The organism is Coleofasciculus sp. A1-SPW-01 (genome assembly GCF_040217205.1).
GTDB lineage: Bacteria > Cyanobacteriota > Cyanobacteriia > Cyanobacteriales > Coleofasciculaceae > Coleofasciculus > Coleofasciculus chthonoplastes_A.
Genome location: NZ_JAVJNP010000039.1, coordinates 1 through 9,448, shown reverse-complemented (window position 1 = coordinate 9,448; position 9,448 = coordinate 1). Strand labels below are relative to the sequence as shown.

8 protein-coding genes are annotated in these 9,448 nt (G+C 43.6%); 2 read left to right on the top strand and 6 right to left on the bottom strand.

Annotated elements, in window-relative coordinates; genetic code table 11:
- Positions 1 to 155 precede the first annotated feature (155 nt).
- The 5 genes from RH949_RS06525 to RH949_RS06505 all read right to left on the bottom strand — a co-directional run bounded on the left by RH949_RS06525 (position 156) and on the right by RH949_RS06505 (position 6,666).
- Positions 156 to 1,148 (bottom strand): GGDEF domain-containing protein, encoded by a 993-nt coding sequence (locus tag RH949_RS06525; protein WP_446352293.1) that lies wholly within the window; start codon positions 1,146 to 1,148, stop codon positions 156 to 158.
- 64 nt (positions 1,149 to 1,212) lie between these two features.
- Positions 1,213 to 2,448, bottom strand: a complete 1,236-nt coding sequence (locus tag RH949_RS06520; RefSeq protein ID WP_006102189.1) for an RNA-guided endonuclease InsQ/TnpB family protein — start codon at positions 2,446 to 2,448, stop codon at positions 1,213 to 1,215.
- A gap of 404 nt (positions 2,449 to 2,852) precedes the next feature.
- A complete protein-coding gene (locus RH949_RS06515) occupies positions 2,853 to 3,554 on the bottom strand; it encodes a PEP-CTERM sorting domain-containing protein (RefSeq protein ID WP_446352292.1) in 702 nt (233 codons plus the stop codon).
- A gap of 623 nt (positions 3,555 to 4,177) precedes the next feature.
- Positions 4,178 to 4,864, bottom strand: a complete 687-nt coding sequence (locus RH949_RS06510; protein ID WP_446352291.1) for a PEP-CTERM sorting domain-containing protein — start codon at positions 4,862 to 4,864, stop codon at positions 4,178 to 4,180.
- A 440-nt stretch (positions 4,865 to 5,304) separates the two neighbouring features.
- Positions 5,305 to 6,666: an AAA-like domain-containing protein gene (locus RH949_RS06505; protein ID WP_446352290.1), complete on the bottom strand. Its 1,362-nt coding sequence runs from the start codon at positions 6,664 to 6,666 to the stop codon at positions 5,305 to 5,307.
- A 726-nt stretch (positions 6,667 to 7,392) separates the two neighbouring features.
- Here RH949_RS06505 and RH949_RS06500 point away from each other — a divergent pair.
- Positions 7,393 to 7,752 (top strand): response regulator transcription factor, encoded by a 360-nt coding sequence (locus RH949_RS06500; RefSeq protein WP_006100211.1) that lies wholly within the window; start codon positions 7,393 to 7,395, stop codon positions 7,750 to 7,752.
- Between the two features lie 155 nt (positions 7,753 to 7,907).
- Complete coding sequence (locus RH949_RS06495; RefSeq protein WP_446352289.1) at positions 7,908 to 8,771, top strand: DUF4388 domain-containing protein; 864 nt, start codon at positions 7,908 to 7,910, stop codon at positions 8,769 to 8,771.
- An 88-nt stretch (positions 8,772 to 8,859) separates the two neighbouring features.
- Here the strand turns inward: RH949_RS06495 and RH949_RS06490 are convergent.
- The coding region (locus RH949_RS06490) for an RNA-guided endonuclease InsQ/TnpB family protein (RefSeq protein WP_446352288.1) at positions 8,860 to 9,448 on the bottom strand (589 nt) is incomplete at its 5' end.

Genomic DNA, 9,448 nt, shown 5'->3' with positions numbered 1-9,448 from the left:
TGGTTAAGGCTGATATCGAGCAACAACGCCGGGTATCAGCCAAGCGCAAGCGTTAACGGTTATCGACCAAAAGTTACACCGTGGACTTATACCAAGGCAGAATTACTGATGGGTAGGTTTGTCTAGGTTTTTAGAAGCGGTCAAAACTCAACACTTTAATAAAGCGTGTCATCACTGTAAACCACCTGGTTCGTTCCTTTGGCTTTAGCACGCAAAAGATTATGATCCGCCCGTTTGACGAGACTTTCGCCTTTGTGGTCATCTGAAGCCTTGAGAGAAGCAATGCCAACGCTAATCGTAATCTCGATCGCGATCGTACCATCTACATTAAACGGTTGCTCGTTGATCTGATATCGCAGGCGTTTGGCGACAATTTTAGCTTCCTCTCCACTGGTTTGATTGAGAACCACTAAAAATTCTTCCCCACCATACCGAAACAACGTATCCTGTAGGCGCAGATTATGCTGGAGTCGGGTTGAGAGCAGCTGCAAAACGCGATCGCCAACCTGATGTCCATAGGTATCATTCACTGATTTGAAATGATCCACATCCATCATAATCACACTCAGATCCGTGATGTAGGTGCGGGCATTTTGGATTTGCCGGGGTAACTCCCATTCCATTGCCCGACGATTATTCAGTTCGGTTAAGGGATCAGCCAGAGCCAGGGTGGAGAGAACATCATTGGTTTGCAGCAGTTTTTGGTAGAACTGTACACTGCGCCATCCGGCTAGGATATGGGCTTTCAGGAGCCGATATTCTGCTAACGTACTTCCTGGATCTCCTGTTGGGGTGCAAGTCAAGGGTAAGTAAGCATCTGCACCGCCTTCTAGGGCTTCAGCACAAATAATTTGTTCCCGACGCGGATCAGCCGCTTTGCCTTCACTCAAGGAATAAGACGGGTCATTAATTAAAATGCAATAGGTCCAGCTTAACTGTAGTTGTTCTTTAACCTGCTTACACAGTTCCAAACTCCCGTTTTGGGTTGCCTGCACAATTAAAATTGCGTATTGTTTAGCTTGAACCTTACTCAGAGCATCTTCTGGATTGGCAGACTCCTCCACCTTGCCAGACGTGATCGTGCGAATCTGGTCAAGGAACGTCTTAAGGAATTGCGGATTTCCCACGATTAATACAGAAGCGTCCATTTTGGGATGTAGCTCTGAAGAGCTGAGACATTGACCCTGTGCACCTGATTTGACACTCTCCGCCCTATAAGGAAAGAGATTCTTCTTTCATAGACCCGGCTTGCTGAAATAGGCTTGCGCCTAAAACAGTAGAGGCTAAGTCTCCAGAAGCGTTCGGATTCAAAATCCAAGTTCCGACGTGACCCGCCGTACTTAAGGCTATTTTCAGAATATTGATGGCGGCGTTCCAATCCCGATCCAAAATACATCCACATCGACAGATATGAGTTCTGGTAGACAAGGATTTTTTAACTACCGTACCGCAGCTGGAGCATTCCTGGGAACTATAGGCAGGATTAACCGCGATGGTTATTTTGCCACACTTAACCCCAAAATACTCCAGCCATTTTCTGAACTGATACCAACCTGCATCATTGATCGATTTGGCTAAACAATGATTTTTAACCAGATTTCTAATCCTCAAATCTTCATAAGCGACCAAATCGTTAGATTGGATTACGCAACGCGCCACTCTCTTGGCGTGTTCTTCACGCTGCCTACTTATTTTGAGGTGAAATCGCCCTAATCGATTAATGGCTTTCTTGCGGTTGGTAGAGCCAATCTCAGTGCGTGAAACTCGTCTTTGAAGGAATCTTAAGCGTTTTTCACCTTCCCGGTAAAATCGGGGATTGGGTTCTTGATAGCCGTTGCTATCGGTATAGAACTCTTTGAGTCCCACGTCTAACCCAATGGCTTTCCCTGTCGGCTGACTCTCTACTTTATTCTCAGCATTGACCAAGAATTGAACATAGTAGCCATCAGCGCGACGGACTAACCGCACCCGTTTTATTGACCCAAGTTGATAGAAGTTTAAGCATGCCCTCGAACGAAGTGAAGGGTCCCACGTCCCTTTGAGCTTGAGTTTTCCAATCCTTTTCTTGTCCGTGAAGGTTATTTGTTTTCGAGTTTCAGAAAGCTTCCAGCCGCTAGTTTTGTATTCAACTGAACGGCAGTTTTTCTTAAACTTTGGATAACCCTTCTTTCCCGGAATAGACTTTCTACAATTGCTGTAAAATCGGGCAATTGACGAATATGCCCTTTCAACAGCCGTTTGACAAGCATGAGAGTTTAAGTCCTTAACAAAAGAAAACTCAGCTCTCAACGATGTATTGTGACGATACAGATCCTTTTGTCCAACACCTTCATTATCCATCCAGTAACGGATGCACTTATTGCGGACAAATTGAGCGGTTAAGATCGCCTCATCAATCGCTAAATATTGAGCTGTTTTCCCTTTAGCCTTAAACTCAAAAACTAACATTTGACGTGAAAAATTTTACAGCAATATTATAACATAAAGCCGTCCTAAAAGGACGGGGAGCCTGAACCCACTATTTCCGGTCAAAACGTTTTCTATCAGAAGTTGAAGCTTTGGCAGGGGATTTCCCCCACCATCAGTTAACTTATCGTGCCTTCTGCCTGGTTGGTGAGCGTTCGACTGAGCGCTCACGCGGCTCGACTGAGCGCTCGCCGAACGTCCGAAGTCCTGCCGAACCACTGCCTCCTGCCTTGGTGTCTTGTCTCCACCAATAGTGTAAGTATTCAACCGGACATAATTATAACCCCACCCAAATCAACGATTCAGATGGGGATAAAGATGGCAAAACCTCAGTCAGTGAAGCACATGCTGAGGAACCTTTTTTGGGAACACACTAAGTTAGGGGATTACTTCTTTTGTTTGAGTTGCTTCAAGATTGAACCGACACCCAGGGAACCCACAGCGAGCAAGCCGCCGATTGTACCGGGTTCAGGAACCTCGGTTGCCGTAAACACAGCACCAGAGAATTTCAGATCCTCGTCTATTGTGTTACCTGCATCGAGTTTTGCCTGAACTTGATCAACGGTAGTATTGTTGATTTGGAAGGTGATGTTGCCCTTACCTTGAGAGATATCGTTAGAGGCACTGGTAAAGAATCCAGAAATTGCTACGTCTACGGCTACGTTAGCACCACTATCTTTTAGATCGTAGGTAGCCGTTTGCAGAGTGAAAATATTTTCCCCATCTGTGATGGGGTCTACATCACCTGGGAAAAAACCAACAACACCAGGAATTGGAGTGTTACCCAAGTCAAGAAAAGGAGTCTCTGCTAACAAGGGAGTAAAGGAGAGAATACTACCTATGTTTGCCGAATTGAATTCTTCAAAACTGGGATCACTACTCGTAATCGAAACTGGAGTGACGGGTTGGGGACTGAATGTGAGGGAGTTCTTGCTGAATTTAACGATACTTTGGTCAATACCAAACGCACCAGAAGCTAACTGAAACTTACCTGTCAACGCAATGGCGTTTGCTTCACCAGCATTAGTCAACACACCAGCCGCGACTAGGGGAATTGTAGCCAAAGAGCCAAGAATTGCTTTTTTCATACTATGGGGTACTCCTGTTGTTACTGCAAAATTTAGGGAACTGAGGGATTGCTAAGAGAGGCAGGGATATATTTCGATTTTCCTTTCCTCAAATTAACGCCTTGTTACTTAATCTGTCTATAGTTACCTGTAAGGATTTGATGAACTTTTTACAAAGCTTTCATGAAGCTTCGCTTAAGTTTGAGCAACAGGATAATAAAAGTCAAGCCGGACAGCTTATAGGGTGTTTACTACAACCGCTATGTCAACTTCTAACCAACACTGGCTGAGTCTGATACCGTGACTATCCCTTAGGGTATGTCAAGAGACTATACGATTTCGTTTGTAATGGAGTTGCTGTTGCTACAACCCCAATGCAGCAGGTCGCAGATAATATATATTGAGCAATGTAAATATCCTACCTTAATTGTATTACAGCCAGTGTGACTGTCATCACTCTTAAGTTCAAGACGATTCTCCACCTTGAGAGCCACCAACGATAAAGCGATCGCGCCTTCATTTTCTCCAAAGGGGCGATCGCATCATGCGTCTCAAGGTTTGACCGTAGCTGGATATACAAAAAATTGGGGGTCTTTCTTTCCCCAATGTTTTTGTATTTGAGCCGAAAGCTCTAGCTTTTCGTGTTAAGCTTTGTTCTTTTTGCCAGCGCGGGATAGAGCTAAGGAACCAGCGACTACTCCTAAACCAAGCATTGTGGCAGGTTCAGGAACATCAGCAACTTCGGCTGTAGCAATATTAATGCCAGAGAAAGTAAGCCCTGGAAGACCTAGGGTTTCTCCCGATTCAAGAGCCGCTTCAACATCAGCTTGTGACTGGTCGACTTGGAAAGTTAGGCTACCTGTGGCTATATATTCCGTACCTTGGCTTTCAAAAATGCCATCAAATGTCAATCCTAGATTTGTCAGGAAGGCATTCCCTCCTAAAAAGTCATACTTTGAAGCTACGCTGGTAAGCTTAATAACATCCAGTCCATCGGCACTTGAATCATCGTCTGTTCCAAAATCTAGAAAAACAGGTGAGCCAGCAGGTGTAGAGCCAAGCAGTAAATCAGTGAATTTAATTTCGGCTTGAGTAAAACCCTGAGCAAAAACACCACTTGGTGTACCACCTACGTTTACTTGTGCGTTTCCATCGCCTGGAGCAATAGACAGCAAGTCGCTGTCGAAAGTAAGCGTAGTATTAGGATTTTGTCCTTCAGAACTGAAGGAAATTATTCCTAAGTTAGCAGCAGTTGCTGCGCCAGCGCCAGCCAATACACCAGCAGCTGCTAAGGGCAGTACAGCGAGTGAACCTAAAATTGCTTTTTTCATGAAAAATACTCCTAATGACAGATTGATTTCGGGTAACTTAAGGGGTCTTGAGCCTGTGAGACTCTGACCTGAGATTATTTTTCTTTCCTTAAGCTAACTTCATACTACTCGACATGCCCAGGAGTATCCATAAAGCTATGATGAACTTTCTGTAAAGTTTTCATGAACTTTCGTCCAGAGGAGCAAGACATCCTGCTATTGGGGGATTTCTTGGAATTGATGCTCCCTGGAGGTTAGAGATTTTTAATATTACACAAGTGACTGCACTTGAGGGTGTGGACGCTTTACTTAAAATAACAGAACTTTGTCAAGATCAATTAAAGACCACATAAGGCAGATTGTAGCTTAAACCTGCAAGAACGCCCATACCTGGGCTTTGGAAAGGGTGACTTGTGTGGCAATGTTATTCGATATTCTTTTTGAAACGGCTATACTTACGCCTATAAGTCTCTTATAGCCATGCGATCGCGGAAATACGCCTCATACAACTGGCAGCTTACCACCACGCGATCGCGAACCCAACGCACTAACCCGAAACTGTGCAGCTTCACCATCTGGATTGGATCAAGTTCTACAGGGTCATTTGCCTTAAGCACCTGCTGATAAGCAACCGCTAAATCTGGATACTGGCGCAGCCTCCATAAATGGCGATGCAAGTGATTCCCATAGATTCCTGTATCCGTCGCTACAGTTTCTACTATCGATTTTAAACTCACCTGATGTTTGACCATTTCATAGAACATCAAACGCACCAAATAGGGAAACCCTCCCACAAGTCGCATAAGCTGATCCAGTTCCTGGGATGATAAATAGAGTCCATAACGCTTTGCCAACTCGTAGACTTGTTCGCGAGTAAACGGGGATAACTGAATCCCTAACCCCAGCGTCAACAGCGATTGATAGGTATGAAACCAACGATAACCCTCAGAGGAATGAACTAGCACCAAGCGCAGGTTGGAAAAGACAGGGATATCTTTGGTATCTTCTTGCCAGGAGTGTAATAATGCCAAAAAGTCTCCCGCGATCGCCGGATACTCGAAGACTTGATTCACTTCATCAATGGCAATAACCAACGGGCGATCGCTTTGTGCAAGTAAATACTCCTGGAAATAAAGCGTGCAGCTAACCAAACTGCCCATTGCTTCATCCCAATACTCATCTAGTTTCAGTTCTAATCTAAGTTGTCGTGTCACATTGACACAAAGCCAGCGCAGAAATGTTGCGATCGCACTAAACACTGAACTCTCCGCCTGATTTAAACTTAATCGTACCGTCCGATAGTTCTGCTTTTGGGCATCAGCCAGAATTCTTGCCATTAACGAGGTTTTCCCCATCTGCTGAGAACCCTGCAAACGCAGGATAGTGGCAGGTTGGCGGATTTGCTGACAGCCGTCTGATTCTATAGGCGATCGCTCAATATAATAGATAGAATTCAACGGAACTTGTCCCTCTGGTACTTCTAAGGCAACAAACTGTCTAGGTTTTAGGAAGTTAGCCGTTGTCAAACCCTTGTCACTAAACAGTCTGCGTTCGAGTACCGAGCGAAAATTCGTCTTATTAACTTTTTCCCCGCAGGCGTTTGAGAGTAAGTGCCATAACTTCGGCGCGACACCTTGCTTAATATAGTTGGCAGAATAACCATTCTCCTGAGCAATCTGGTCATAGGTTTTAGGTTCATCCTGCCATGATGCCCATAGAATCGCTTTTTGAATATAACTCAGCGAATGACCAGTCTTGGCAACCAGGAACGTATCAATACATTCCAATATCTGGTCAATTGGACGATGCCCCTGTTTAATCATCCTATCTATGCCTTCTCAGCCTGTAGCGCCATTACCGTTTAGAACATGTCACGCCTTGTCAATTCATATAAGTTCATAAAATTTAGACAAAGATGACTCCCTCAACTTATCAGTTTAATATATTGACAATTACATAATTTTGTGCAATAAACCAAAATAGACGCGAATAAATAGTGACCTGTCTCTGACTAAAATATCAACTTTATATATTGACAAATCTGGAAATCTGATTATCTTAATAAGAATTCAACATCCTATTGAGTTTGTCAACCCTCTTATTTAAAGAATCTGTAAATTTTGGGGACAGCAATTAAAGATTAGATAAAGCTTCGCCGTTCAGCCGCACAAAATTCATATCAAATTTATATATTGTTGATAGAGATTAAATTTGGCATCATAAAAAGTATAGATGGTAGGTTGTGAAACACCATAAAATTTGTTCCTCAGTGTAACGGGGATAGGCTGGAAGAGAGGTCGCTGGTATTGATCCGCATTCTTGGCTAAAGCTATTAACGAAAAATCGCTTTGGATTTGAGTGATTGTTAAGGCGTCGTAGCTGGAGCGATCACCGTGACAAACGGGCGTCTAAAACTTCAATGGATTTAACCGAAACCCTAGGGATTTTCTCTGAAAAAATTAACCGATAAACACTGATCTGAAAAGCTTAATTTGTCGGGGAGAGTTCCCGGAAGCATTATCCTTGTTTAGAAAACGGATTTAGATATCATGAAAATCCTTGTCGTTGAAGATAACTTAGACTTTGCCGAAGCGTTATTTGAATGTCTCACCTTTGAAGGCTATATCGTCGATGTAGTCACAAACGGTGTAGCGGCTTGGGAACGGGCAGTAATCACTGACTATGACTTGGTACTTTCTGATATCGAGCTTCCCAAACTGGATGGGATAAGTCTGTGTAAAAAATTGCGTTATCATGGCTATCATCTGCCTATATTCCTAATGACAGGTTTAGAACGAGATTTGCCAATAATCTTGACGAATGAAGCTAAAGCTAATGGTTATTTTTTTAAACCCTTTAGCTTTCAAGAGTTATTAGATCGAATTCAATCCCACTGTCTCTGTTGCTAAGTCAAACGTCTTCGGGGAGGAGTGGCTGGCATTCTGTAAAACTTGTCCCGAATAACCACTGAAAAAAATCAAAACTTCTGTATAGATCAGGGCTTTTGCTTACCTCCCTCCTTTAAAAAATTTAACGTCAACCCTTAAAAACCCTTTCAATTATCATGTGCATCACAGGTTCTCTTGCTGATTTTTCTCTACCGCAAGTTTTTTGCTTACTGGAAACTGGACATCAAAGCGGTTTGCTAACGCTGCATCCTGAAGGTACGGATCATACGTCCTCGAATCAAGCGTATTATATCTGGGTGTATCGGGGACAGCTTGTGGGAATGGCAAATTTGTTAGATCATCAAGGTTTAGTCTCCTTAATTGCCCAACAGCGCTGGCTCAAGGATATCTGTCCATCCAGTCTCTTTGCTAAACTGAACCGATTATGTCCCAAGCATCAACCTTTGGGTTCTTATCTGAAAAAACAGGGTATTTTAACCAACCAACAACTCAAGTGGCTATTTCAATCTCAAGTTCTCCAGCCCTTATGTGATGCATTTCAACTTAAAGCAGGTCATTTTAGGTTTGATCATAATGTACCGTTACCGACAATAGAAATGACGGGTTTGAGTATATCGGCGACACTCGCCACATTGATGGGACTTAGAAATTTGCCAAGTTGGGATGCTTTGGCGGATCACTTACCTGATCCGGATATGGGTTTAGCCAGTTTAGGGACAGATCAGTCTGAGTTTCCGTTAAATGACCTAGAGTGGCAAGTTTGGACATATACGGATTGTATGATGTCTCTCAAATCCATCGCCCAATACCTACAACTTCCCCTGAAAACGGTACAGCAGATTGCTTTTCGCTTAATTGCGATCGGTTTGGCGGAAGAGATGTCTCTAGCGGTAGAGGATGACTATACCCCAGCCATCGAGTCTCAATCATCAGGGTTACACCAAGACTCCTATCGGGAAGTCGTTAGTTATTCGTTTCTGCAACATTTACTAGGATTTTTAGTCCCTAAAGCGTCTTAGTGACTTAAGGTTGGTGGGTTGAGCGAAGCCGAAACCCACCCTACGGTATATTAAGAGTTTTGGCGATCTAAGAAAATGTTTATATGAACTACAGCGACTTACTTCGTTGAAGTCGCTGTTTCTGACGCTTCTGAGCTCCTAGTTGCTTCATGCTTCCACAATCAGTAGAGCTAGGTAGCTCTGCGTCTAAAGAGGTTCGTTCCAAACCCCTTGCCCAAATCTCATTAACTTGAGCAGCATTAACATCTCTATCTTCGACGTGCTTACAGTCGGGATTAGAGCAAATATGGACTCTATCGCTCAAAGTCTTAGGCGTTAATTCCCAACATTTAGCACATCGTTGAGTTGGCTTGAGCGTCCTAGTTGGTGACTCAACATAAAACCCACCTGCCTCAGCCGATTTGTAGCTTAATAAATCACCGACTATGCCAAACCCAACGTCGAGAATAGACCGATTTAATCCGGCTTTCTGTTTCTTACGCTTACCCTTGTTTGCCTTCCGAGTCATACCCTTGACGTTTAACTGCTCACCACCGATTAGGCTATTACCGCTAACTATCTCGCTGGTTGTTTTGTGCAGCCAGTCTTCTCGTTGTCGGGATATCTTACCCTGAAGCTCAGAAATCCGCTTTTGTTCTTTTTTCCATCGTCTCGATCCCTTAACTTTTTTGTTCCTA

Excerpts from the sequence above, each read along its gene's own strand:
- RH949_RS06525 (WP_446352293.1), bottom strand. The coding sequence starts at position 1,148 with ATGGACGCTTCTGTATTAATCGTGGGAAATCCGCAATTCCTTAAGACG.
- RH949_RS06520 (WP_006102189.1), bottom strand. The coding sequence starts at position 2,448 with ATGTTAGTTTTTGAGTTTAAGGCTAAAGGGAAAACAGCTCAATATTTA.
- RH949_RS06515 (WP_446352292.1), bottom strand. The coding sequence starts at position 3,554 with ATGAAAAAAGCAATTCTTGGCTCTTTGGCTACAATTCCCCTAGTCGCG.
- RH949_RS06510 (WP_446352291.1), bottom strand. The coding sequence starts at position 4,864 with ATGAAAAAAGCAATTTTAGGTTCACTCGCTGTACTGCCCTTAGCAGCT.
- RH949_RS06505 (WP_446352290.1), bottom strand. The coding sequence starts at position 6,666 with ATGATTAAACAGGGGCATCGTCCAATTGACCAGATATTGGAATGTATT.
- RH949_RS06500 (WP_006100211.1), top strand. The coding sequence starts at position 7,393 with ATGAAAATCCTTGTCGTTGAAGATAACTTAGACTTTGCCGAAGCGTTA.
- RH949_RS06495 (WP_446352289.1), top strand. The coding sequence starts at position 7,908 with ATGTGCATCACAGGTTCTCTTGCTGATTTTTCTCTACCGCAAGTTTTT.